The organism is Syntrophaceae bacterium, from assembly GCA_013177825.1.
Lineage (GTDB): Bacteria > Desulfobacterota > Syntrophia > Syntrophales > PHBD01 > PHBD01.
In genome coordinates, this window is the sequence record JABLXX010000002.1 from 512,823 (window position 1) to 536,911 (window position 24,089).

Below are 24,089 nucleotides of genomic sequence, written 5' to 3' on the forward strand. Positions count from 1 at the left end.
GGGCGGGATCATTTCTCGTTGTGATATTCAGTAAACAAGGCTTGGATATTCTCGTCGAAGTTGAATGTATTCAAAATCCATTTTCCTTTTGGGTTGTAGAACGTAAATCGCCAGCGCATTGCATGTTTTTCAAACTTTTGAATGTGCACGATCTGCAATAAGGATTTCCCAATCATTCTTTCACTTATGAACTCGCTGCCGACACTCGTTCCAAACCTGCTCTGAATAACCGGAAGTTGTGATTTTGCCTGTTCACACATTACATTAAATTCGGAATCCGGAATGATAAGATAAGGCTTCATTACGTTGAAGCCGCCTAGGAAATCGCCGGCAGTAACTTTTGCCATAACCTGATCGGTCAATTTTCTTGCATTCTCCGTGGAATCGAGGGTGTCGGCCTGGACGGCCGTTGCGCCAAAGATTAATAAAAGAGAAACAAATATAGTAAATAATCTCATTTTCCCCTCCTTTTGTGTATTTTTCGATATTTTTTTAGCATGTCCTTGTTTTCCTGGCTCCATCCGAACGGCGGTCCGAAGAAATCAGGCTGGCTGATGCACTGAATGGTTGAAATTGAGAAGAAGTATCCGGTGATATTGATGTTCCAGTAACGGATATTCATCATCTTTGCAAGGGATGGGTGTCGGGAACGGTACAGATCATGACGGATTTGGAGAAGAGAGGGAAAGGGGTTGCCCGTCCCGACAACAGAAAAAAGTGGGTGAAAATCAAAGCTGCGTCGAGGGGAGGGGAGGGGCGGCCGAATAATAGGGGCTGCTGACTGCAAGTGCTTCCCCTTGCAGGAGGAGGCACTTCTTGCTCTGCTTCTGCTCGTACATCAGCTTGTCTGCCGAGGCGATGAGTTCATCGATGGTGCAGGGATTGGCAGGATTGTAGTAGGAGCAGCCCACGCTGATGGAGAGTTTGTATTTCCGGTTCTCCTGGCTGTTTTTCATGTCGATCTGGGACTGCAAGCGGGCGCTGATGATCTCGAAATCCGCTTCCGTTACGTCGACGACGAGGGCGGCGTATTCATCTCCTCCCAGACGGGCAACGATGTCGGAGGTCCTGAACGTCTCCTTGAATACGGCCGCCGCCTCCATGAGCGCCCTGTCTCCTTCATCATGGCCCAGCGTGTCATTGATCCATTTCAGCCAGTCCAGATCCGCGAAAAGAAGCAGCATGGCGTTCTTTTCCCGCTCTGCGATCTTCAACTGCTGTCCCGCAAGAGACAGAAATCCCCTTCTGTTGTGCAGGCCCGTGAGCTGATCCGTGATCGAAAGGGCCATGATCTCAGCCTCCATCTTTTTGTGCTCCGTGAGATCGCGGGCCACGGCCTGAAAGCCTGCCGTCCGGCCGTCTTTGAGGATCACCTGGGTATTCTGGCCCAGCCAAACCTTGTTCCCTTCCTTGGTTCTCAGGGGATATTCAAAATAGGTATTATGCAGCTTCTTGACGAACTGACGACCGAAAAACCGGTCGACGGCCTGCCGCTCGTCGGGATGGACAAAGTCCAGGTACTGTTTCCCGACGAGTTCCTTTTCTGTGTATCCCGTAACTGAAAAACCGGCTGGATTCACGAAGGTTATATTTCCGGTGCCATCCGTTCGGATGATGATCTCGCTCGCCTGCTCCACCAGGCTTCGGTACCGCTCCTCGCTGTCGCGAAGTGCCTCTTCCGCCTGTTCGCGCTCGGCGATTTCGTACAGCAAATCCTTGTTCGACTGGGTGATCCTGTGCTGATTCAGGAATGTCTGGAAACGGTACTTTTCGAGCATGAACCCCATCACACCGGCAAACACGTACGCAATGACGAGGTTGTTCATGGAGTAATGGACGTTGTAGGAATTGATATCCGGCCTGTGGATCAGGATGGCACCCACGAAGATGATAATGGAAAGCATGTAATATCGATACAGAACGATCAGCCGCGAAGGCATGAACGTGGCGATGGCAATGACGAGCATGAAACCCGCGATGTAGCTCGGGTCGTCCGCAATCCTCCCCGTAAAGTAGGCGCAGCTGAACAGCATGTAAGCAAGCATCAGATGGAGCAGGCCGAGACCCTTTCCCCTGATCCTGTCAAAGAAAGTGGCTGCAAAGACGATCAAGCCGACGGCACTCAGGCCCAGACGGAAATAAAGCAACTCGGGGAATTCGGGATGAAGTTCAGGATCCAGGAAAAAACCGAAGTGGAGCCAGGAAATCATGGCAAGCAAGGCAAAGGCGCGCTGCATTCCCTTTGCCTGACTATGCAGGTACTCCATGTACTCGTCTTGATAATGGGATCTTTCGGGATTTTGCGGAACGAACCTTTTCATTTTTTCAATAAACTGTAAAGACATGGAGCCGGTCCTGTCAGCGATTTCGCATTATTCCGATCAGCGGGGGAGCATCCATTAGCATATTATATAAAATATGACCAGCCTGGGTTCATGAAGGATACGGGAAACCGGTATGAGGTTCCAGAATCCATGTTGCGGGAAAGCTGCCTCGTTCGGATTTCTTTGATTGTCCGGCGAAGGAAGGGGTGGCAGAGGGGAAAAGCCCCTATAAATAAGGGAAATTATATTATTCCTGCCGTTATGACTGCTGCATCACGGATTGCCTGAATTCCTCTATGCTTTCATCAAAGCGAATGCCGAAATTCGTTTTAAACACGTCGTCATGGTTGCCGCCGTTCAAGAGTTCTTTCATGTATGCCAGGAATCTATCCTTGCCGTACTTGTTTACAAGATAATCGACGATGCAGGAAAATTCACAATATATGAATGGAGTTCTGGGCCTGGCGACAATATTCACCTGATCTTCTTTCTGTGTTTTATAAAATCGGGGCGGCATGAAATCGCCGTTGCGAATATAGGAATATGTCTGCTCTTTTGAGGGATACCAGGACGTTCCCATCTGATTTGCGCTGTAAACGGCGATGCCTTCGAGCAGCCAGTCCGGATACCGGAAGGCATTCAGGATTCCTGCCTGCTGGTAAATCAAAGAGTGAGACAATTCGTGCCTCAGGTATATCTCCATGGAAATCAATCCTTCCGATGCTTCTTTCTGAGCCCAGGGCGATACGACGATATCGCCGTTGTAAAAAGCGCAGAACCGGGCTTTTGACAGGGAGCGGTCGGCATATGTCTTCCTGTCGCCGAAAAGAAATATCCTCGGTTTTTTCCTGAACTTCAGCGTATGAAAATTCTCCACCATGGGAATGCAGGAATCGATTTCCTGAAATCTGTTGAACATTGCTCCTTTTTCGACATAAACGACCACATGTTGAAGTTCATGCTTATCAAAACCAAGCGCAATCGGAGAATATGGAAAAAGCTTTCCGAACAGGAGCAGGTAGGCGAGAACGGCAACAACGACGGCGGCAATCAAGAAAGAGATCAATTTCTTCTTGCTCATGAAGGACACCCATTTAAAGGGGGGTAATCATAAAAGGCAGCCCCTGCAAAGAAAGCAAGGGCTGCCTTTTTCGCAATTCTATGGGCCCGGATTACCTGCGGCCATCCCTGTCACGGCCCCGGTCATCGTCGCGGTCACGATCCCTGTCATCCTTCTGGGGACCCCTGCCTCTGCCCCTGCCTCTTCCCCGATCGTCGTCCAGGTCTCTGTCCCGGCGCTCCTGTTTCTTTTTAACCTGCTTCGACTGCGGTCCGGCTTCCTGCGCCTTCGCCGGCGGTCCCTGGCGATCGTCCCGGTACTGCTGAGGCTGGCCGCGCATCGGCCCCTGTTTCCGGGGCTGCTGCCCCCTCACGCCCCAGTAGTTTTCTCTTTCCCAATGCTTCCCACGCTGCCATCCGCGCCAGTTTGTTTCCATGTCGCGGTACGGGATGCGGCGCTGGTCCCACTCATGTCCTTTCCAGCGTCGGCTATGATAATCGTTTCGCCACCCGGGGGGCACGCGCTTGTAGAAACCCGGTGTGCGCTCATAGTAGGCCCAGCCTCTGTCGTAGTTGCGCGAGCGATACCAGCGCCCTTCCCACGGACGCCACCACCAGCCGTTGTAGAAGAAGATTTCCTCTCTGACGTCCGGAACGGCATAGACGTACGTTTCCGGTATTACAACCACCTCCGGCACCGCCGGAAATACGATGGGCGGAGGCAAGGGGATGTTGATGCGGACCTTGACATCGACCTCCGCCATGGCCGGAGACGGCATAAGCATCACCCATGACAGAAGCATCAGCACAGCCAGAACCTTTTTCATCTCGGATTCTCCTTTCTTCCGGAGCCTGCCCCCTGATTCACCTCAAAAACAGCGCGGATCCCGGTTCGCGGTTCATCTACCCGCCGGGGTTGCCCCGGGGATTCCTTCCCGCCGGCCCTTGTCTGCAGGGGGGCCGGGCTCATTGACCGTCCTGAACGATACTCGGATTGACAAATAATTCAACGTCATTGACGCGAGCGGGCTTCCCGATACTTCCGATTCGCCGCTTCCTTCGCTTTCAGCCACTCTTCGTGAGCTGCTTTTTGGGCCAGCTTCAGATTCTCCTTGGCGGCCTTGATTGCATCGAGACTGGCCTGACGGACTTCCCTCGCCTTTTCGGCGGAGGCCGCCTTGGCGGATTTCATATCCTCTTTGGCTTGTTGAACAGCCTTCCGATAATCCTCCCTGGCCTTTTGAATGTCGTTGTCGAAGGCATTCTTCGCCTGTCTGATCTCTTCAGTGAATGTCTTTTTCGCGTCAATCGTGGTTTCTTTCTGCGGCTTTGAGGCCGCCGGTTCCGCTGCCGGTGACGCCCAGAGCGGAGTGCCGGACAGAAACATGAAAAGGGCCGTGATGAGGCCGAGCGCGATCCCGGCCGACATTCCGTTTCCGATCTTGAAACGCCTTATGCCCGAGCAATGCATGCACTCACCTCCGTTTGTTCGCTCCGTCATTCCAGCCGCAGCGACACTTTGGCCATATAAAACGCCTCTGCCGCAAACGCCTTGTAATCCTTTTCCGACGTGTTCAACTGCACCAGATACAGGATGTCTTTCTTCCCCGACGCATAAGCCCGGGTGTCGTCCTTGACCTTGAATCCCGTGATTCGGGACCAGTAGGTCTTGTCCTTTGGAACTTTGTATGTGATCAGCATGTCCTTCAACGTCGTCCTCGACAGCTTGTATTCCTTGGATTGCAGAACCCGGAAACTGTGCCCTTTCATCAGGTATGACGTCACGTTGTCGAGGGCCTGCACATCGGTCCATTCCGCCGGAACGCGCACGGCCGTTATGTAGATGCCGGCCAGGATATCGCTCTTGGGATCGTCCGGAACTTTGAACCGGTGAAAGGCGCCGATCTCGACGGGGCCTCCGTTCTCGGGCAGTTCGGACGGCTCCTTGATGTTGATGACCTTCCAGTCCTTCGGGAAAATCATCTCGAATCGGAAAAGCGGATTCTTCCTGTCCTTGAAGGCATGCTTTACGTATCGCTTGGCGACATCCTCCTGCTTCAGGTCGGGAAAATCGAAGGGGATCTTTTTATCTTTCCCCGCTGCTTCCGCATAGGCGATGGAAAAAATAAAAATAAGCATGATGAATACGGAACATTTTTTCATTGCTTCCTCCCTTCATTGATCAGACCTGCATTCGAATTGCCGGGGTATGAAAAAATGAACTGTCCTTTTCAGTTCAAGGTTTTCTTTTCGGCTGCTTATCCAGCTTGTCCTGGTTTTTCTGCTTTTGCTTATCGGCTTTCTGCTTCTGCCCCTTTTCCTTATCTTTCTTCCCGCCCTTGTCTCCCATCACGTCTCTCCTTTCCAAATCAATCCATTAACGTTTTCAGGAAGCATGTCTCCGTTGAATCATCCCTGAACAATGAACGCGCCCACGCGGCAGATCCGTTCAAGAAACGCGGAAATGCCATTGTAGCTGGTTAAAATGATTTTTGTTTGTGCATCCGTATTCGTTACCCTCTCTCTCCTTAAGACGAAATCACGAGTACTCTCTGCGGATCGGTCGGATCATATCTGATGTCGATCACGTCGCCCGCTCGGGGGATGGCCACGCGTGAAACCCATGTCTTCGTCTGAACCTGGAACGAGCTGCCGTATCGGGGTTTTACCATCAGGGTCAGGGCAACCATGGGGTCGTTGTTCATTGTCAGACCCGTATCGCGAATCTCCAGAACCTCCGCCCTGGCGTCGGTTCCATCGGTCATCCACCTGTCCTTTTCGGGATTGCCTTTCATCATGAAGCGGGCGTTCAGGTAAAAGACCAGGAGGGATACCACGACGACACCGAGAACAATCAGGGTATGAGGGATCGGGGGAGGGCCCAGGGGCACAAAGCTCATGACGAGAACGCCACCGATCATGAGCGCGAACATGACCAGAAACGGCATGAGAAAACGGAACATGAGTTCCTCCTGACCGATAAAGGATTTCCGGTGGATGAGCATTCGATCGCCGGACCATGAAGCGTGGGAATTCTCCTCAGGCATCGATGAGACGGATGATATTTCATGGGGGCAGCTCTTGCAATGATACATTTCAGGGGTCATGGTTTCGTTTCACGACCTGACTCCGGCAGTCTGCGGCGGCTTTTTGGCAAAGACATAGGCCCGTCGGCTCCGATACTCCACGTCGCGACAGGGTTCCCGCTCCGTATGTTCTCCGGCCACGGCATCGTATTGCTTTGCGATTTCATGGACATCATGTCCCATGGGAGTGCATTCCCCAAATCTCTTGATTGGCCTTGTGATATCAAATATTTAAGCTCAGATGTCAAGCAACTGTCTCTTTCTCTCTCCCGTTGACTTGTGCTACGTATACCGAACTGAAATCGGGTCCGCAGAATCCAGAGCGAAAAGGGGATCGTCGTCATCATGGCTATCAGCGGCACTCAGGAAGGTGTCCGGGAAGATGAATCCGCCCCGCGACGCGGCAACGGTGATCATTGTGCGCAACAGCGAACGGGGACAGTCTGAAATCTTCCTGATGCGCAGGCACAGCAATCAGTCCTTCATGGGCGGAGCCTATGTGTTTCCGGGCGGCCGTCTGGATGAGACGGACTGCGATCCGGCTTTTCATCCCTTCATCGACGGCCTGGCCGTGGGCGATGCGGGCCGGTTTCTTCAGGAGCCGGACCTTCCCGGGGAAACAGCCCTGGGGCTCTGCGTGGCGGCGATTCGGGAAACCTTCGAGGAGGCGGGCGTGCTGCTTGCCCGCAGCGGTTCCGGGGAGCCTATCGACTTCGCCGATGCCGGGACGGCGGATCGCTTCATCGCCCATCGGCGGTCGCTCAATGAGCGCAAAACAACGTTCATCGAGCTTGGCCGGCGGGAGAATCTCCGCTTCTCCATGGACCGGCTGATCCCTTTTTCCCACTGGATCACGCCGGATATCGAATCGAAACGCTTCGACACCCGTTTTTTCCTGGCCTGGCTGCCCGACGGCCAGGTTCCGGTCCACGACAACCGGGAACTTGTGGAATCGCGGTGGCTTACACCCGAAGAGGCCCTGAGGCTTCACGAGCGGAAGGAGATCCTCCTCATGCCCCCCACCCTCAAGAGCATGGAGGAGCTGAGCGCGTGCCGGACCGCCGACGAGCTCTTTGCGGCAGCGAAGCAACGGGAGATTTTCACCATACTTCCCCAGGCCTTCTCCGAGGACGGCGGTTTCGGCGTCAAGCTGCCCCACGACAGCGAGTACACCATCGCCGGCTACAAGCAGCCCCACCGCCCCGGCGAATCGTCGCGAATCGTCGCGCACAACGGCATCTGGAAAACGTTTTGCGTCTGACCGCCTTTTTCCTCTGACAGCGATTCCTGAAGAGATGGACGAACAGGCAAAACCCGAAAGGAGGTTCCTTCCATGTGTCAGCAATCGTTCTTCTATGGTGTCAAAGCGTGCGTCTTCGATGCCTACGGAACCCTGTTCGATTTCAACTCCGCCGCCGGCAGGCATCGCGAACGCCTCGGCGGCGCTGCCGATCGGGTGTCCGCCCTCTGGAGGACCAAGCAGCTTGAGTACACGTGGCTGCGCAGCCTGATGGGCAGCCACGCGGATTTCTGGCAGGTCACGCAGGACGCCCTGGATTACGCCCTCGACGCCTGCGGCATTGCCGACCGGGCCTTGAGGGATGCAATCGTCAATACGTACCTCGAACTGGACTGTTACCCCGACGTCAAGGGGACCCTGAAAGCACTGAAAGACGGGGGATGGAAGCTTGTCATCCTGTCCAACGGGACGCCGGACATGCTGTCGGCGGCCGTGAAGAGCAGCGGGCTCACGGATCTCGTCGACTGCCTTCTCTCCGTTGAAGAGGTCGGCATCTACAAGCCAGATCCGCGGGTCTACGGGCTTGCCGTGGATAGGCTGAGCCTCAAGGCAAGGCAGATCGTTTTCCTCTCTGCAAATTCATGGGATGCGGTGGGGGCGGTGAACGCAGGCCTGCGGGTGGCCTGGGTCAACCGGTTCGGCCAGCAAAGGGAGCGCCTGCCGTCCCAGCCGGACGTGGAGATCAGTTCCCTTGCCTATCTGCTGCCGCTGTTGGGGTGCGAGGAAAAATAAAAAACAGGTCGGGTTTATTTCCCCCGCACCACCTGCGGCCGGCCGGCCCTCCGGGAGAGTCCGTGCCTTGTCATGGGATCGCTATGCACGCCCCGTGACGTCCGGGGGTACGCGTAGTGGGGAGACGGCATCGAGCCCGGAGACGTGCTCCTCGTTCCCGACCAGGGCGCCTACACGTACAGCCTGCGCCCGCATTTCATCAAGGCGGCGCCGGCGATGGTTTATCTAAGAGCAAAAGGGGACGGATTTGAAATACACTCTTTTTTGCCAAGGCAGCGAAGAAGGGGCCGAATCCGGTCCGGTCCCGACGGCAAATCCTGAGCGGATTCCGGAACACTCTCAGCCAGGAGAGGTTTACTTTCATAAAAAAATCCGCCCCAACAAGATGCTGAGGCGGTCGTAAAGAGTAAATCAAGCGATATTAAATACTTGAGCACATTTCACTCTATTTCTTGAATGGCTCCTTTACAACGATTTTTACACCGCCAATGGTCCCCATTACTGCATTTCGAATGGCAGCGCCTGTTTCGCCACCAATGGCTTCCGCTGCCTCAATGGCGCCCGTTGCTGCTGCTGATGCAGCTTTCTCTGATGACAATCCAATCTCTTTCGCTGCTTCCAAGGTGCCCAAGACTGCATTCTTGGCAACGGCGACTACATCTCCCCCTACTTCTGATGCCCCCAGCACCAGCCCTTTAGAGGTGTCTTTTATGACCGTTGTCAGCTGGCTGCTGGCTTCCGCTACACCGCCGATAGCACCCTTGATGGCGCTTCTGGTCGCCAGACCCGCATCTCCACCCACTTCGGAAATCGCACGGATAACACCCCGCGCTGCTTCTGATGCAGCTTCTTCCGCTGATATGGCAATATCCCTCGTTCCGCTGATTGCTCCAACGATAGCGCTCTTGGCGACAGACGTAATGTCCCCACCTATCTCTGCGGTCCCTGTTACCGCTCCATGAGCAGTGTTGCGAATGACATCAATGGTAACAGAACCTATCTCATGAACTCCCTTGAGTATGCCGATGATAGAATTCTTGGTAACGGTTGTCAGATCCGCTCCAATTTCTCCCGCTGCCTTAATTGCTCCGGTGACAATAGAGGCAACTGCAACTTCAATGTCTTTAACCCCCTCCAGCGTTTTTACCGTAGTGGCGCTCACGACATCGATAATTCCCATTGCCACATCTCGGGTGCCTTTAAAAACCCCTGCGAGCGCACTTCTGATTGTCTCTCCGATATTCTTTTCCATGATAACACCTCCAATTCTTCATTCTTGTCAACGCATCACCGAAAACGCAATGAAGCGTGAAGACCTGTCATCTGTATCGCCGTTGCCGTCCATGCCCTTGTTGCAATCACCCTAAAAAAAAACCTGTTGCAGAAGATCCTATCTACCCATTTTTATTATCTTGAAGTGTCACACCGGTCAAAACTCTCTCTTCATATCGATAAGATTATAATCAGCAATCAGTTGAATATGTCCTACGAACATTTAAACATCTGTTGATTGCTATAAAAAACAACCATCCATTTAAACATGGATACAGTTTCCTTCCAATTATTGTATGTAGGATTCGTTGTATTGCCCTTGGACCTGTAGCGAATACTAAACTTCTGATAGGCTGGAGAATATATCAGGGAAGCGGATGGTACATGAGAAAATCAACTACATCAAACTTCAGAAAATATTTTTGTTGCTTAGAGGCTGGAAATTGGTGAATTTCAAAAAACCTCTACCCTGAAGACATCCGGAAAGTTAAAAGGTGAGGTTGAATTGGGGGATCACTCTGACTTATTTTTCTAAAATATCTCACAAGATGGATCGATTGTCAATGGCATTTTCTCTTGTATGAATGGTCTCACAGGAAAGCAGAACAAATTTTTCTTTGGATCTTGATTGGCTGTCATCTGATAATAACACTGGTAAGTCACCCATCAAGCGGATAGACTATATATAAAGATAAAAAGTGACATGTGCCCACTTTACACCAGTACACCCGTGATCAACGAGGAGCGGGAGTCCAGGACGCTGCCACATTCACAGTCTGGTTGATCTGAACGTAACCTCACAACAAGGAGATATTCAACTTGGCGTCCCTCAGCAGGACCATTATCGGAAGTCTGCGCCTGTCAAGGCCCCCCCTCCACACAAAAGGTCCGCCGCATACGCGCGTCGGGGATGAGCCGCCCCTCAGATCGGAGCTATTCAGTACCGTTCAGATGGAGCAACACGGCAAGACCCTTGCCGCAGCACACGCGCTGGGCACAGGCCATACCCCCGAGCAATTGCTGACGCGTCTCGATGAGAATGAAGGCATCCTCCATGAAGTTCGAGACCTGCTCACAGAGGCCGTGAAAGGAAACAGGAGGATTACACCGGCAGGAGAATGGCTCCTCGACAATTTCTACCTGATCGAAGAACAGATTCGCACGGCCAGGAGACACCTTCCCAAGGGCTACAGTAAGGGACTGCCCCGCTTGAAAAAGGGTCCGTCAAGGGGGTTCCCCCGTGTATATGACATTGCCCTGGAGACGATCTCTCATGGCGATGGTCGGGTGGATCCTGAGAGCCTCAGCAGTTTCGTGACCGCATATCAGACGGTCACCATGTTGGAGTTGGGTGAGTTATGGGCCATCCCCATCATGCTCCGCCTGGCGCTGATCGAGAACCTCCGGCGCGTGGCAACGAGGATTGCCGCCCGCAGGACCGATCGGAACCATGCCGATTACTGGGCCGACCGGATCACCGAGACCGCCCTGAGAAACCCGAAGAACCTGATCCTGGTCATTGCCGACATGGCACGTTCAAAGCCTCCCATGGTCAGTTCCTTCGTGGCGGAGCTTGCACGCCGTCTGCAGGGTCAGGGGCCCGCTCTTGCATTGCCCCTCACGTGGATTGAGCAGCAACTCTCCGAGTCAAGTCTGACGATTGAACAGTTGGTACAGTCGGAGAATCAGCAGCAAGCGGCAGATCAGCTTTCCATCAGTAACAGCATCGGCAGCCTCCGCTTCCTGGGCGCCATGGACTGGCGCAAATTCGTCGAAACGATGAGCAAGGTCGAGCAGACCCTCCGCGAGGACCCTGCCGGTGTGTACGCGAGAATGGATTTCGCCACTCGCGATCAATACCGTCACGTTGTGGAGAAGATCACGAAGAGCAGCCTGCTGTCCGAAATCGAGGTGGCGCGCGCCGCGATCCACCTTGCCGGAAAGGGTAAGGGTACGGCCGGCGGCGGCGATCGGGAGAATCATGTCGGCTTTTACCTGATGGACAAGGGATTGGCTCTGCTTGAAGTGCATGCAGGGGTGCGTCTGTCTCCCACTGACACGATTCGAAGGGTCGTTCACCGATTTCCCCTGTCCTGCTATCTGGGCACGATCAGTGTACTCACGGCGATATTCACCGGATGTTTGCTTGCAGAGGCCCACTCCGGCGGGTTACGCGGCCCCTGGGTATGGCTGATCGGCATCGTCTCCCTGCTCGGTGTCAGCCAGCTGGCGACAGCCATGGTGAACTGGCTTGCGACACGCGTTGTGGCACCTCGTCCGCTTCCCCGAATGGATTTCTCCAAAGGGATTCCTCCCGAATCGTCTGCCCTTGTCGTGGTTCCCACCATGATCACAAGTGCCGGAAACATCGAGCACCTGCTGGAGGCACTGGAGGTCCGGTACCTGGCAAACAGCGACGAGAACCTGCGTTTTGTCCTGCTCACCGATTTTCGGGATGCGGGCCATGAATCACTGCCTGATGATCAGCCGCTCCTGTTGCTGGCCCGGCAGGGAATCGAGGGGCTGAACGAAAAATACAGAACTTCAGAAAGCGACACCTTTTTCCTTTTCCATCGTCCACGCCGCTTCAATCCCCAGGACCATATCTGGATGGGTTACGAACGCAAGCGGGGGAAGCTTGCGGAGCTGAATTCCTTTCTGCGTGGCGGCTCGAGAGAGTGCTTTTCGCTCATCGTCGGCGATACGGAAGGACTGGAAAAGGTTAAATATATCATCACCCTCGACACGGATACACAACTCCCCCGTGATACAGCGCGGCAGCTCGTGGGGGCCATGGCACACCCGCTGAACCGTCCGCAATACGATGAAGACAGGCAACGTATGTGTGCCGGATACGGCATCCTTCAGCCGCGCGTGGCCGTCAGCCTGCCCGGGGCGAACCGTTCCCGGTATGCCCGCATGTGGGGAAGTGATGCAGGCATCGATCCCTATACCCGCGTCGTCTCCGATGTGTACCAGGACCTCTTCGGAGAAGGATCCTTCATCGGCAAGGGCATCTATGAGGTGGATGCGTTCGAACAGGCTCTCCGGGGACGTTTTCCCGAAAACCGGATTTTGAGCCACGATCTGATCGAAGGGTGCCATGCGCGGGCAGGCCTTCTGAGTGATGTTCAGCTTTATGAGGAATACCCCTCTCGCTACGACGCTGACGTGAGTCGCAGGCACCGCTGGATTCGCGGGGACTGGCAGCTCCTCCGCTGGATCCTGCCGGGTGTCCCCGGCCCGAATGCACGTTTTCAGAAGAATCCTCTCTCCCTGCTTTCCAGGTGGAAGATTTTCGACAACCTCCGGCGGAGCATTTCGCCTCTGGCGCTGACGCTCCTGCTTCTTGCAGGCTGGACCGTCTTGCCCATGCCCTGGCTGTGGACCCTGTCGGTGCTGGGCATCATCGTGATCCCTTCCCTGATGAACACTCTGGTGGATCTCCTTCAGAAGCCGGGCGATGTCCTTCCCGGTCAGCACCTGCTCGCCGCTATGCGCGGGAGCGCCAGGAACATGGGCCAGGCTGCATTTAATCTTATTTGTCTGCCTTATGAAGCTTTGTTCAGTATGGACGCTGTTGTACGCACCATCTGGCGTCTGCTGGTTGCGAAGAAGCGGCTTCTCGAATGGAACCCTTCGGGCGACTCCGATCGCAAGAGCCGGAAAGGCCTTGCTGCCTCTTTCCGGACGATGTGGATCTGCCCGGCCATTGCCGTTGCCGTGACGATCGATCTCGCCATGACAAGGCCGGAGGCCCTGGTTGTCGCCTTGCCCGTGCTTTGCCTCTGGTTTGTGGCTCCCGGGGTTGTGTGGCTGATGAGTGAGCCGCTCAAGCGCCGGGAAGCAGAGCTCACCGCCGACCAGATCATCTTTCTGAGAAAGATCTCCAGAAAGACGTGGCATTTCTTTGAAACGTTCGTCGGCCCGGCTGATCATTGGCTTCCCCCCGATAACTACCAGGAACAGCCGCTGGCCAAGATTGCCCATCGCACGTCACCGACCAACATGGGGCTGGCCCTCCTTGCCAACTTATCCGCCTGGGATTTCGGCTATCTTTCCGCAGGGGAGCTCATCGAACGCACGTTGGATACACTCCGCACAATGGCATCGATGGAGCGCCACAAAGGGCACTTCTATAACTGGTATGACACGGAATCCCTGAAGCCGCTGCTGCCCATGTATGTCTCGACGGTGGACAGCGGAAATCTCGCAGCCCATTTGTTAACGCTGCGGGCCGGGCTCACGGAACTCCCCAATGAGAAGATCATGGGGGCAAAGGTATTCGACGGGCTCCTCGATACGCTGAACGTTCTCATGGACGTCGCCGGGGACCCCATTCCGGCCCGGCTTGTTCAGATAAGGGATGATTTGGCATCTTCGTGCATCTCCCCGCCGGATACGTGCCAGGCAGCATGGGAGAGGCTCTCTGACGTCACCGCGTCTGCCCTGGACGTGGCACATGAATTTGACGCCGATCCTGCTGAGAGCCAGGCTGCATGGTGGATGAGGGCCTTTGCCGGCCAATGCCGGGCGGCCCTCGATGAATTGACTTTTCTCGCGCCATGGACCGCCCTTTTGCTTCCTTCCCGGGTGCTCGCCGACATTCCTGGCCTCGGCGATATTCCGACACTGCGCAGACTGGCCGATTTTGACAAGACGTTACTGCCGGGAGTGGCAGACCTGCACGCCAAGGTGCCGGATGAGCGGGAGCAGTTTGATAAGCTTTCGAGAGCCATCGAGGAGGCCGGCACCCGGGCCGGAGCGAGAATCGCCGTCATCGACGACCTGGCATCACAATGCGATGCGCTTGCCCTCATTGATTATGACTTCCTCTATGACGAGACTCGCCATCTTCTGGCCATCGGTTACAACATCAGTGAAAACCGGCGGGACGAGAGTTACTATGATTTACTGGCATCGGAAGCGAGACTCTCCTGTTTTGTCGCCATTGCCCAGGGAAAATTGCCGCAGGAAAGCTGGTTTGCCTTGGGACGGCTCCTGACAACGGCCGCGGGAGAGCCGATTCTCCTTTCCTGGAACGGCTCCATGTTCGAATATCTCATGCCCCTCCTCGTCATGCCCGCCTATGAAGAGACACTCCTCGACGAGACCTGCAAGGCGGCTGTCGCAAGGCAAATCGAGTATGGGAAAAAGCGGGGGGTACCCTGGGGTGTTTCGGAATCCGGCCACAACACGATCGACGGTCATCTCAATTACCAGTATGGCCCTTTTGGCGTGCCCGGCCTGGGGCTCAAACGCGGTCTTGCCGGAGATCTGGTCGTTGCTCCCTATGCCACGGCGCTGGCGCTCATGGTGGCGCCGGAAAAGGCCTGCCTCAATCTCGAGACACTCGCCGCACGGGGGCTCGAGGGGCAGTACGGTTTCTATGAAGCGATTGATTACACCCCGACACATCTTCCCAGGGGAGAATCGAGCGCGGTGGTTCGGTCCTTCATGGCCCATCATCAGGGCATGAGTCTCCTGTCGCTGGCTTCCTTGCTCCAGAACCGCCCCATGCAGCGACGCTTCGAGTCGGACCCCTCGTTTCAGGCCGCTATGCTGTTGCTTCAGGAGCGGGTTCCCAAGGCCACGGCGTTCTACTCGCACACGACCGAGCTTGCCGAAGTGCAGACAGCCTCACATGATGCAGAAGAGATGCCGGTCCGCGTCTACAAGAGTCCCGACACATCGATACCGGAAGTGCAGTTGCTGTCGAACGGCAGATATCACGTGATGATCACAAACGCGGGCGGTGGGTACAGCCGCTGGAAAGACCTGGCGATAACGCGATGGCGCGAAGACAGCACCCGCGATAACTGGGGCGCCTTCTGCTATATCCAAGACCTCGCAACCGGAGTTTTCTGGTCAACGACCTTCCAACCCGTGCTCAAGGTCTCGCGGCAGTACGAGGCCGTATTCTCGGAAGGACGGGCGGAGTTTCGTCGTCTGGATCAGGACTTCCACACCCATACGGAAATTGCGGTTTCGCCGGAGGATGACATCGAGTTGCGCCGGATGACCATCACGAACCGGGCAAGGACAAGCAGAACGATCGAAGTGACAAGCTATGCGGAAGTCGTCCTGGCATCATCCGCTCAGGACGCGCTGCACCCGGCCTTCAGCAATCTCTTTGTTCAGACCGAGATCATTCGCGAACAGACGGCCATCCTCTGCACGCGCCGGCCCCGCTCCCTGGAGGAACAGTCGCCATGGATGTTCCATCTCATGGCGGTGCACGGGGCCGAAACAGGGGAAGTCTCTTATGAAACGGACCGCATGCGGTTTATCGGTCGCGGAAACACCGTTGCCGATCCGGAAGCGATGAGACGTTCCGCAGGACTCTCGGATAGCGAGGGTTCCGTGCTCGATCCGATTGTCGCAATCCGATATCCAATAACCCTCGATCCGCAAGAATCGGCAACCATCATCATCGTCACCGGGATCGCCGAAACACGAAATACCTGCATGGACCTTGTCGGGAAATACCAGGACCGGCATCTTGCCGATCGTGTCTTCAATCTGGCGTGGACCCATAGCCAGGTGTTGTTGCGGCAGATCAATGCCACGGAAGCCGACGCGCAGCTTTATGGACGTCTGGCCGCGTCTGTCCTGTACGCAAATTCGTCGCTGCGTGCCGGACCGGACATCCTCATGAAAAATCGTCGCGGCCAATCCGGCCTCTGGGGCTATTCAATTTCCGGCGATCTTCCCCTCGTGCTTCTGCAGATCGAAGATTCCGCCAACATCAACCTTGTACGACAGCTTGTTCAGGCCCACGCCTACTGGCGTCTTAAAGGACTGGCGGTGGACCTGGTCATCTGGAACGAAGATCAGGCGGGTTACCGGCAACTCCTTCATGAGCAGATCATGCGGCTCGTCGCCGTCGGTACGGAAGTCAACGCGACCGATCGACCGGGTGGAATATTCGTGAGACCTTCCAGCCAGATATCAAAAGAGGATCGCCTCCTGTTCCAGGCAGTTTCCCGCATCATTATCAATGATCGCAGGGGAACGCTCTTGGATCACTTAAAGCAGACGAGCCTTACGGAAGGCATGTTGCCGGCCTCCATGCCGCCTCGAACCACACGGGGCGAGGCCCCGGCAATAGCGGCAAAGGTTCGCGAGGACCTGATGTTCGGGAACGGGCTGGGAGGGTTCACGCCTGACGGCCGGGAGTATATCATCTCAACTGCCCGCGGACAGGTGACGCCGGCACCATGGGTGAATGTGCTGGCGAACCGGCATTTCGGAACCGTCGTCTCGGAAAACGGTCTTGGATATACCTGGAGAGAAAACGCCCACGAGTTCCGCCTCACTCCCTGGGACAACGATCCGGTCAGCGATTCGAGCGGCGAAGCCTTTTATGTTCGCGATGAAGACCGCGGCCATTTCTGGTCCCCCATGCCGCTGCCCAGCCGCGGAGCCACACCGTACGTCACCCGTCACGGATTCGGCTACAGCGTCTTCGAGCACACGGAGCGGGGTATCAGCACGGAGGTTTGGGTATATGTGGCCCTGGATGCGCCGGTCAAGTTCACGGTGTTGAAGGTGCGCAACCACTCAGGCCGGTCGCGGCGCCTTTCCGCCACCGGTTATGTGGAATGGGTGCTGGGAGATTTGAGGCCCAAATCAGCCATGCACGTTATAACCGAGATCAACCATCAAAGCGGTGCCCTCTTTGCACGGAACCCTTACCATACTGAATTCGGGAACCGGGCGGCGTTTTTCAACGTGGACGATGCAGCTCGGACCGTGAGCGGAGACCGGACCGAATTTATAGGGCGTAACGGAACACTCGCTCATCCGGCTGCCATGGGGCGGTCACGGCTTTCCGGCCGGGTGGGGGCCGCTCTGGATCCCTGCAGTGCGATCCAGGTGGCCTTTGAGTTGGCGGACGGGGAAGAGCGAGAGATCGTATTCACGTTAGGCGCGGGCCAGGATGCCGATGATGCCGAGAACCTGGCACAGCGCTTCCGGGGATCGGCTGCTGCACGCGTTGCCCTTGAGGCAGTCTGGCAGTACTGGAACCGAACCCTCGGTGTCGTGCAGGTGGAAACACCCGACCCATCCTTCAACGTTCTGGCCAACGGCTGGCTCTTGTACCAGACCCTGGCCTGCCGTCTTTGGGGGCGAAGCGGTTACTACCAGTCAGGAGGCGCCTTTGGCTTCCGCGACCAGTTGCAGGACGGGATGGCCCTCACCCATGCAGAGCCAAACCTCGTACGGGAGCACCTCCTCCTCAGTGCATCCCGACAGTTTTCTGAGGGGGATGTCCAACACTGGTGGCATCCGCCCTCGGGCCGGGGCGTGCGCACCCATTGCTCGGATGATTTTCTCTGGCTGCCTCTGGCGACGTGCCGCTACGTTTTAACCACCGGAGATACCGGCGTGCTGGATGAACCCGTCGGCTACATCAAGGGACGCCTGGTCAATGCGGAGGAGGACTCCTATTACGATCTGCCGGGCAGATCTGAAGAAAAGGCCAGTCTCTACGATCACTGTGTCCGGGCTATCGAGATGGGCTTCAGGTTTGGCGACCATGGCCTGCCGCTCATCGGTTCCGGTGACTGGAATGACGGCATGAACATGTTGGGCAAAGGCGGCAAAGGCGAAAGTGTCTGGCTCGCATTCTTCCTCTATGACGTACTCAAGCGGTTTATGGAAGTTGCGCGCCTGCGCGGAGACTCGCCATTCGCCGAACGTTGCGAGAGCGAAGCGGAAAAGCTTAGCCGGAACATCGAGAAGCATGGCTGGGATGGCGAGTGGTACCTCCGGGCTTTCTTCGATGACGGCACGCCCCTCGGATCAGCGGGTAATCCCGAATGCCGGATTGATTCCATTGCTCAGAGCTGGTCCGTCCTGTCCGGGGCAGGGAGTGCCGCGCGCTCTCAAATGGCAATGGATGCAGTGGATAAACACCTTGTGCGCAGGGACCACGCGTTGATCCAGCTTCTTGACCCGCCCTTCGACAAGTCGGATTTGAATCCCGGTTATATCAAGGGGTACGTTCCCGGTGTCCGGGAGAATGGCGGGCAGTACACCCACGGGGCCATCTGGGCCGCCATGGCCTTCGCTGCCATGGGTGACAGCAGGCGGGCATGGGAGCTCCTTGCCATGATCAACCCTGTGAATCATGGGGGATCCGCTGACGGGATCGGAACCTACAAAGTGGAGCCATACGTTGTCGCGGCAGACGTCTACGCAGTTCCACCCCATACGGGTCGAGGCGGATGGACGTGGTACACGGGAGCAGCCGGATGGATGTACCGGCTGATGGCGGAATCACTCCTGGGGCTCAGACTTGAAGTGGACAAACTGCATGTCGAGCCCTGTCTCCCCGCAGAGTGGGAGGGCTTCGTCGTGCATTATCGGTATCGGGAGACCACCTATCACATAAATGTCATTCAGAGAAAAACAGGCGAAGATGGAGGGCGCGTGACCGTTGACGGGATCGTGCAGCGGGCGCAGACGATTCCCCTGACGGACGATCATGTCGAACATTTCGTGGAATTAGTCGTGGCGCCAGTTCGTCTCAGTCCCGTGTAAATTTGCTGCCATCGTCTGCCTGCTGTTCCCTGGCGCACTTTCCTCTTGCCGGATTGCCCCTTCCGTCAATAAGGACTACTGTTGGGAAGGTTTGATCTCCGGTTGTGTTAGAAAGAAATTACATATCTTTGATTTCAGATACCAATTTATCAAACTTTTCCACATCAACCACCGGTGACGTGACAAAAGTGATCCCCGTCAGTTCATTCAACGCGACGGAGGTTGACAGCGCTTTTTCTACATCGGGAAAATCCAACGTTAAAACAAGGTCGTGTTCTCCTAACACGGCATACATGGAGATGACTTTTCCGCCATTTCTATTGATAATTCGGATGGCCTTTTTCGTTCGTTCCGGTGAAACCTTCTTGATCGCATCTGTCGAATACTTCCCAAACATCATAAAGATCGGCATGTTGCAATCCCTCCTTTATGCTGGCATTTGAAGGTCTACCTAAAAAAGGAGTCGTCACCATCCATCACGGTTTTGCTTTTTCAGCCTTTTTTCTTTTCCCGCTTTGCCTGTTTCTTCTCTTTTGCCGTTTTCAGTGGTTTTTTCTTCTCGGATTTTTGTGCATCCTGTGACTTTGCCATAACCGTTTCCTCCATGGGTTTTTTATGTGACGTTCCTGCACGATGTTTCTGCTTACAGGCAAAGATGCATGGCTGTGGAGCCATAATTTGAGTGTTTTCGATTATATGAGGACGCAATTTATGTGTCAATGGATATGTTGTCTGTCGTCCGGTGCGACTTGTATTTGCTGAAAATTGAAAACCTGCATTTCCCGACGGCGCTGTTAAGCGCTGATCTCGATACCGTGCCGTCTGTCGTCGGTTAGAATCTCGAAGGCGGCCCGGTGTCTGGTGGAAAGGATTTCCGCGGCTGTGCCCCCGGCTTTCCACCCGCGCGTGATGTTGAGTTCGCAGGAGGCAATCTTGGTGTTCAGGCAGTGTTTGCTGCCGCCCGGCGGGTTGTAGTAGTTCAGGCCGATGAAGGCCTCCCGGGGCGCTGAGATTGTACCCTCCAGGCGGATGGCGTCCGTCTCCGCCCGGAAGTTCCAGGTGAAGTAATCGAACCGGCCCCGCGTGCGGAACATCTGCCGGAAGCTGTTGAGGGCAATCTCCTCTCCCCGATGGCGGAGCACGAGCGGCGTCAGGTAAGGCGTCCAGAGCGGGCCGATCCTGACGCGCGCGGTGGCGATCTCCAGGAAGCTGTCGGGATGGGTGTCGAAGCCCGCCACCTGGCCCCAGGCATACTGGTCCGTGTGTTTGCTTCCCCAGTTGTGGTTCTGGCTGCCGACCCAGTCGTCGACGGCGACTTCCCGGCCGTCCACGTCGAGCAACCCGTTGTAGATCGCCATGGGCAGCCCCACCAGGCTTTTCGCCTTGGGGAAGCCGGCCTCGTAGGAGTTGAGCGGCAGCAGGAAGAGCGGGTCCATCTGCCCTGAAAACCGGAGGTCCCAGGCGATCCGCCGGCCGCCGGAGGCCGCCTCGCCCTTCAGTCCATCATCATTCAAAAGGGCATCCTCGATTCTGACCGACAATGCCTCCGTACCGAAGACACATTGCCGGACAGGCACTTCTTTCTTCACCGCGATGTGGATGCCGGTTTCGCCGTCGAAATAGACGGCCCAGAGCTCGCCGATGGCATCCTGGGGGCGGTCCTGGGGGCTGAAAATGGTGTAGCGGATCCAGAAGGCCAGGGGGCGGGACGGATGGTTCGCCCGCTGAAAGAAGCTCTCGTAGTGTCCTTTCGTTTGGCCCGGCCGGTAGCGGGTCCGGTTGGCGCTGTTCCGGTCCGTCTCCATGGTCGATGTCTCCCTTCCAGCGGAAAATCTGACCTGTTTTTGATGTCCGACCGTCGCAAATGGTTCAGGGCGTTACGACGGCGAAGGTGCCGGGCGCCTTGTCGAACAGACCGAAAAAGCGAATCAGGTCGATCGTGCTGCCGATGATCTTCAGGTCCTTGCTCATCAGCGTGTCCTTCACTCCGGCGGTGCCGGCCGTCATCCCGATGAAGATCTCCTTCGTCAGGGTCAGCGTCGCGTGGGCATCGGCCGCCGGTGCTGCCTTCCTGTAGTGCAAGACTGCATTCTCGATCCAGAGCACGAAGGATTCCCGGGTATCGGATATCACCAGGTTGATCTTGAGATCCTTTCCCTCCGCGGCGGGGCCGTTCAGGCTGGCGGCCATGGCGTCGAGAAAGCGCTCGACCGGTGTCTGACCGAGCAGATCCAGGGCGTAGCTGCGATCGATACCCTTCTTCGGGGAGCCGTGACGCAGCTCATCGGCCGCGGTCAGGTAGCTGTTGCGCCAGGTGGCCGCTTCGGCCGTGTAGCCCATCTGGTCATAGGTGCGCGCCAGCAGGTCGATGGCTGTCCTGTTGCCGGGCTGCGCGAAGACAACATGGTTCAGCAGCTCCGCTGTCCAACGGTAGTCCCCCCCGTCGAATGCGGCCTGCGCTGCCGCGATGGCCTTGTCGGCGCCGATCAGGTCGATGTAGCGCCTGGCCGACTCCTCGGGAGGCAGCGGATTCAGATTCGCGGGGTTGCCGTCGTAAAAGCCCATGTAGAACTGGTAGACGGCCTTGATGTTGTGCCGCAGGTCGCCGTAGTAGCCACGCGCGGAGAGAAAGGACTCCAGTGACGCGGGAAGCCTCACCATGTCGGCGATTTCGCGTGCCGTGTGGCCGGCGTTGATGAGGCGTACCGTCTGGTCGTGCGTGTATTTGTAGACGTCGCGGTGTTTGGCGATGAGTTTGGCGATTCGCTCCCGCCCCCACACCGGCCAGTTGTGCTGGGCGAAGAAAACCTCGTCGCTGGCAGTCTCCTGGACCGCCTCGTCCAGGAAGTTCGCCCAGCGAAGGGAATCGCGGACCTTGGCGCCGCGGACCGGCAGGAGATTGTGAATGGTGTGCTGGAGAATCTCCGCGCCGCAGTAAGCCTTTCGATCGGGAAGCCGGAAGGTCATCTCCGCGGGTGCCTCCGTTTGGGGCACATTGTAGAAAATGAACCGGATGCCGTCGATGACCACCCCTTCCCTGGACTGCCGGATGATCCGGGTGGGCGGCAGGATGCCGAAATGGCCATATGCCACAGCCTTGCCCAGGCCGGTATCGACCAAGCCTTTCACGGAGCGCGTAAGGCCTTTGCCGAACTGGTAGGAGGATCGGCGCCCCATGGCGGGTCCGACCAGGACATTTTCACTGGTTGCCTCCTCCATGAAGCCCTCCGGCACGATCACCGGGATCTTTCGCTCGGCCGCTTCCCGGGGGGAAATCACGCCCAGGACGCCGCCGAAATGATCGATGTGGCTGTGGGTGATGACGATCGCCGAGACCGGCTTGTCGCCCAGGTGCCTGCGTGCAAAGGCGATCGCCGCGGCCGCCGTTTCGCGGCAGGTCAGCGGATCGACCACGATCCAGCCGGTGTTGCCTTCGATCAGCGTCATGTTGGCGATGTCGAAACCGCGCAGCTGGTAGACACCCTCCGTCACCCTGAACAGGCCGATCCGGGAATTGAGGATTGCGTGCCGCCAGAGGCTCGGATTGACCGTTGGCGGTGCCTTGCCCACGACAAAGGTGAAGTCGTCGAAATCGATCAGAACGTCTCCCGTCGAGGTAGTGATTTTTCCGTCTGGGCGGGCGATGAAGCCGCGACTCGCGTCCTCGATGTCCCTGGGGTCGTCCAGCTTCAGCGACTGAGCAAACCGCTCGTTGGCCTTCATCGTGAAGGGCGTGGCATCGACGGCCGCTCCGCCGATGCCGGAGTACCTTCCGCCGCAACCGGTGATGAAACCTGCAAGGGCCATCACGAGGACGATTTCGGCAATTCTTTTCATGGCCGGTCTCCGAGGGAAAGAAATGGGTCAGATTATTTTTGCATTTTAAAAATAAATCTGACCCATTTCTCTCGGGCTGGCAAGGGCAAATGGCCGGAGTCGGCCTAACGGGCTTGATGCTTGATCGGATACGTGATGTAGTGATTTGAGATACGGCTGTATCGTCAGGAGAATCCGGACGGATATGACTTTTCCATGACGGAATCGGCAGGGATGCGGATGACGGCGGATTCGGAATTCAGGAAAATTTCGGTGGAGTGCTACAGCGGCTTCAAGGCGAATGAGCGCCCCGTCGCTTTCACCTGTGAAGGGGAGCGCCGCGAGATACTCGAAATCTCCGATCGCTGGTATGAAGGCGGTCTGGATAACGGCAGGGCCGTCGTCAACTATTTCAAGGTGAAGACCACGGACGGCCGCATCTGCCTTCTACGCTACGAGGCAGAGTCGGATTCATGGTCGTTGCGCATGTGACCGGCGGCTGTGCCGGCACGGGAAGAACCGGACCGGTGTCCGGAAGAAAGAAACGCCGCTCCCTCAATAGTGCATCTTCGTCTTGCTCGAAGTCCTTGATTTAATATCGTAAACCACGTTGTTCTTGAAGTAGATGTCGATCATGGTCGTTTCGGATTTCCACTCGGCGCCGATCCCCACGGCGTGGGTGACGACCCCCGTTCCCGTGATATTCTTTTCCAGGTAGCCGTACTGCCAAATCTCGACCTGGCTCTTGGCGTCGTATTCCGTATCCGCCGGTTCGCCGCATATCCGCAGGACATCTTCCTTGGTCGATTTCCCGATGAGGATGTTCTGCTTGACAGCCTCTGCATCGATTCTCTTGCCCACCGTCGTACAGGACAGGATGAACAGGGACAAGACGAGAACAATTGGAAGCGTTCTCCGGTTCATGGTTTCACTCCTGAAATGTTTATCGGT

General features: G+C 56.1%; 16 protein-coding genes. 4 read left to right on the forward strand and 12 right to left on the reverse strand.

Features of this window, described 5'->3' with window-relative positions; all coding sequences use genetic code 11:
* Nucleotides 1-8 precede the first annotated feature (8 nt).
* The 7 genes from HPY65_07090 to HPY65_07120 form a co-directional block, all read right to left on the reverse strand.
* Complete coding sequence (locus tag HPY65_07090; protein ID NPU84238.1) at nt 9-521, reverse strand: hypothetical protein; 513 nt, start codon at nt 519-521, stop codon at nt 9-11.
* A 207-nt stretch (nt 522-728) separates the two neighbouring features.
* Nucleotides 729-2,267: a diguanylate cyclase gene (locus HPY65_07095; GenBank protein ID NPU84239.1), complete on the reverse strand. Its 1,539-nt coding sequence runs from the start codon at nt 2,265-2,267 to the stop codon at nt 729-731.
* A 316-nt stretch (nt 2,268-2,583) separates the two neighbouring features.
* Entirely contained in the window at nt 2,584-3,405 is an 822-nt protein-coding gene (locus HPY65_07100) for a hypothetical protein (protein ID NPU84240.1), read from the reverse strand.
* A gap of 91 nt (nt 3,406-3,496) precedes the next feature.
* The gene (locus tag HPY65_07105; protein NPU84241.1) at nt 3,497-4,210 is read right to left on the reverse strand and encodes a hypothetical protein; all 714 of its coding nucleotides are present in this window, start codon (nt 4,208-4,210) and stop codon (nt 3,497-3,499) included.
* A gap of 185 nt (nt 4,211-4,395) precedes the next feature.
* Nucleotides 4,396-4,812, reverse strand: a complete 417-nt coding sequence (locus HPY65_07110) for a hypothetical protein (protein NPU84242.1) — start codon at nt 4,810-4,812, stop codon at nt 4,396-4,398.
* 68 nt (nt 4,813-4,880) lie between these two features.
* Complete coding sequence (locus tag HPY65_07115) at nt 4,881-5,546, reverse strand: hypothetical protein (GenBank protein ID NPU84243.1); 666 nt, start codon at nt 5,544-5,546, stop codon at nt 4,881-4,883.
* A 365-nt stretch (nt 5,547-5,911) separates the two neighbouring features.
* Nucleotides 5,912-6,346 (reverse strand): hypothetical protein, encoded by a 435-nt coding sequence (locus HPY65_07120; GenBank protein NPU84244.1) that lies wholly within the window; start codon nt 6,344-6,346, stop codon nt 5,912-5,914.
* A 505-nt stretch (nt 6,347-6,851) separates the two neighbouring features.
* Here HPY65_07120 and HPY65_07125 point away from each other — a divergent pair.
* Both HPY65_07125 and HPY65_07130 read left to right on the forward strand, forming a co-directional pair.
* Nucleotides 6,852-7,730 (forward strand): NUDIX hydrolase, encoded by an 879-nt coding sequence (locus HPY65_07125; GenBank protein ID NPU84245.1) that lies wholly within the window; start codon nt 6,852-6,854, stop codon nt 7,728-7,730.
* 72 nt (nt 7,731-7,802) lie between these two features.
* A complete protein-coding gene (locus HPY65_07130) occupies nt 7,803-8,501 on the forward strand; it encodes a haloacid dehalogenase type II (protein NPU84246.1) in 699 nt (232 codons plus the stop codon).
* Between the two features lie 445 nt (nt 8,502-8,946).
* On the opposite strand, the gene HPY65_07135 is transcribed toward HPY65_07130, so the two are convergent.
* Nucleotides 8,947-9,753, reverse strand: coding sequence for a hypothetical protein (locus tag HPY65_07135; GenBank protein NPU84247.1), 807 nt, complete (start codon nt 9,751-9,753; stop codon nt 8,947-8,949).
* 971 nt (nt 9,754-10,724) lie between these two features.
* Between HPY65_07135 and HPY65_07140 the strand changes: the two genes are divergently transcribed.
* A complete protein-coding gene (locus HPY65_07140) occupies nt 10,725-19,322 on the forward strand; it encodes a cyclic beta 1-2 glucan synthetase (GenBank protein NPU84248.1) in 8,598 nt (2,865 codons plus the stop codon).
* A 118-nt stretch (nt 19,323-19,440) separates the two neighbouring features.
* On the opposite strand, the gene HPY65_07145 is transcribed toward HPY65_07140, so the two are convergent.
* The 3 genes from HPY65_07145 to HPY65_07155 all read right to left on the reverse strand — a co-directional run bounded on the left by HPY65_07145 (nt 19,441) and on the right by HPY65_07155 (nt 23,129).
* Nucleotides 19,441-19,734 (reverse strand): GYD domain-containing protein, encoded by a 294-nt coding sequence (locus tag HPY65_07145; protein NPU84249.1) that lies wholly within the window; start codon nt 19,732-19,734, stop codon nt 19,441-19,443.
* Nucleotides 19,735-20,116: 382 nt separating this feature from the next.
* Nucleotides 20,117-21,127: a hypothetical protein gene (locus HPY65_07150; protein NPU84250.1), complete on the reverse strand. Its 1,011-nt coding sequence runs from the start codon at nt 21,125-21,127 to the stop codon at nt 20,117-20,119.
* A 64-nt stretch (nt 21,128-21,191) separates the two neighbouring features.
* Nucleotides 21,192-23,129, reverse strand: a complete 1,938-nt coding sequence (locus HPY65_07155) for an MBL fold metallo-hydrolase (protein NPU84251.1) — start codon at nt 23,127-23,129, stop codon at nt 21,192-21,194.
* 249 nt (nt 23,130-23,378) lie between these two features.
* Here HPY65_07155 and HPY65_07160 point away from each other — a divergent pair, with 249 nt between their 5' ends.
* The gene (locus HPY65_07160; GenBank protein ID NPU84252.1) at nt 23,379-23,630 is read left to right on the forward strand and encodes a hypothetical protein; all 252 of its coding nucleotides are present in this window, start codon (nt 23,379-23,381) and stop codon (nt 23,628-23,630) included.
* Nucleotides 23,631-23,693: 63 nt separating this feature from the next.
* Here the strand turns inward: HPY65_07160 and HPY65_07165 are convergent, their stop codons facing one another.
* Nucleotides 23,694-24,062 carry a hypothetical protein gene (locus HPY65_07165; protein NPU84253.1) on the reverse strand — a complete coding sequence of 123 codons (369 nt, stop codon included), beginning with the start codon at nt 24,060-24,062 and terminating at the stop codon, nt 23,694-23,696.
* Nucleotides 24,063-24,089: the final 27 nt, after the last annotated feature.

Excerpts from the sequence above, each read along its gene's own strand:
- HPY65_07090 (NPU84238.1), bottom strand. The coding sequence starts at position 521 with ATGGAGCCAGGAAAACAAGGACATGCTAAAAAAATATCGAAAAATACA.
- HPY65_07095 (NPU84239.1), bottom strand. The coding sequence starts at position 2,267 with ATGGAGTACCTGCATAGTCAGGCAAAGGGAATGCAGCGCGCCTTTGCC.
- HPY65_07100 (NPU84240.1), bottom strand. The coding sequence starts at position 3,405 with ATGAGCAAGAAGAAATTGATCTCTTTCTTGATTGCCGCCGTCGTTGTT.
- HPY65_07105 (NPU84241.1), bottom strand. The coding sequence starts at position 4,210 with ATGAAAAAGGTTCTGGCTGTGCTGATGCTTCTGTCATGGGTGATGCTT.
- HPY65_07110 (NPU84242.1), bottom strand. The coding sequence starts at position 4,812 with ATGTCGGCCGGGATCGCGCTCGGCCTCATCACGGCCCTTTTCATGTTT.
- HPY65_07115 (NPU84243.1), bottom strand. The coding sequence starts at position 5,546 with ATGAAAAAATGTTCCGTATTCATCATGCTTATTTTTATTTTTTCCATC.
- HPY65_07120 (NPU84244.1), bottom strand. The coding sequence starts at position 6,346 with ATGTTCCGTTTTCTCATGCCGTTTCTGGTCATGTTCGCGCTCATGATC.
- HPY65_07125 (NPU84245.1), top strand. The coding sequence starts at position 6,852 with ATGAATCCGCCCCGCGACGCGGCAACGGTGATCATTGTGCGCAACAGC.
- HPY65_07130 (NPU84246.1), top strand. The coding sequence starts at position 7,803 with ATGTGTCAGCAATCGTTCTTCTATGGTGTCAAAGCGTGCGTCTTCGAT.
- HPY65_07135 (NPU84247.1), bottom strand. The coding sequence starts at position 9,753 with ATGGAAAAGAATATCGGAGAGACAATCAGAAGTGCGCTCGCAGGGGTT.
- HPY65_07140 (NPU84248.1), top strand. The coding sequence starts at position 10,725 with ATGGAGCAACACGGCAAGACCCTTGCCGCAGCACACGCGCTGGGCACA.
- HPY65_07145 (NPU84249.1), bottom strand. The coding sequence starts at position 19,734 with ATGCCGATCTTTATGATGTTTGGGAAGTATTCGACAGATGCGATCAAG.
- HPY65_07150 (NPU84250.1), bottom strand. The coding sequence starts at position 21,127 with ATGGAGACGGACCGGAACAGCGCCAACCGGACCCGCTACCGGCCGGGC.
- HPY65_07155 (NPU84251.1), bottom strand. The coding sequence starts at position 23,129 with ATGGCCCTTGCAGGTTTCATCACCGGTTGCGGCGGAAGGTACTCCGGC.
- HPY65_07160 (NPU84252.1), top strand. The coding sequence starts at position 23,379 with ATGACGGCGGATTCGGAATTCAGGAAAATTTCGGTGGAGTGCTACAGC.
- HPY65_07165 (NPU84253.1), bottom strand. The coding sequence starts at position 24,062 with ATGAACCGGAGAACGCTTCCAATTGTTCTCGTCTTGTCCCTGTTCATC.